The following is a 989-nucleotide window of genomic DNA, read 5'->3' on the forward strand; positions in this document are numbered from 1 at the left end:
CGCCAATGCAGCGAGCGTCGCGATTGACGCTTCAGCCCCTTGGGATGCGCCCATGAAGTATGCGAGCGGCACGACTATCACAGCCAATAAAGTGCCTGTCGCCCGGTGCAGGTTGACTACGTTTTGATCACCAGTGTTTATCATCATTCCGCGTCGGATTGGGCGAACATCGCTTTATAGAGCAAGAATACGGCCAACCCGTTCATGAACCCTATGACCACCCAAGAAATCTCGCGAGACCTCAGTAAATTGAAGACAAAATCATACCCGATGGTGCCTGAAATGACGAGAAAAAGTAATCAGGATAGTCCAGTATACAACGCTTTTCGGTCGGTCTGGCATTTTAATCCCAATACTTTTCCAAGTTCACCTGATCCGGTGACAAATCCTCGAATATCACCGTTCTTTTTTCAGAGCGGTCCAGATGGCGACGAGCCCGTATCGAATGGCGAAAACCAGGACAAGCCCGACTGGAAAGATCCACGGGTCCCGTGGAGACATAAATTGCCTCAGTACTAAGACCGCCAAAACAACTGAAATAGCCAGAATGGCCCAATATGCTAAATGCCTTCCCACGGCCCGTACTTTCGAATTTCTGCTGCTTCGAAATTGAAGTCACCAAATACGCGGTCATATATCTCGTTACTTACCTCGCCTGACTGAAAGCGATATTCAACGACTTCCCGGATATCCTCCATCATATCTACAATAATCATGTAGGCTGCTGCTCCTCCCACAGCGAGTTCGATGCCAATTGGAGAGAATGGGTTTGCTCCAAAGGCCGAAAGTATACCACGCGCCAGTCCGCTTTGCCCCATCAGGGACTGTGCCGCCCGCTGTATACCAGCATTCACCACCTCATACCAGCATTCACCGACCTCTTGCTCGCAGCTTCGCCAACGCCCGCGCCAAATGCAGAAACCCCGTCAAGTGCCGCCGCACCCCCAATGAGCTTCAGTGCAAGGGCAACCCAACCTAGGGTTTCATAA

At 51.1% G+C, this 989-nt stretch carries 1 protein-coding gene; it reads right to left on the reverse strand.

Annotation, left to right across the window (positions count from 1 at the left end):
* Window positions 1-560: 560 nt before the first annotated feature.
* Window positions 561-854, reverse strand: a complete 294-nt coding sequence (locus L1065_RS15690; RefSeq protein ID WP_237096457.1) for a hypothetical protein — start codon at window positions 852-854, stop codon at window positions 561-563.
* Window positions 855-989 lie beyond the last annotated feature (135 nt).

The sequence above is a fragment of the Nereida sp. MMG025 genome (assembly GCF_021654165.1).
Taxonomy (GTDB): domain Bacteria; phylum Pseudomonadota; class Alphaproteobacteria; order Rhodobacterales; family Rhodobacteraceae; genus Nereida.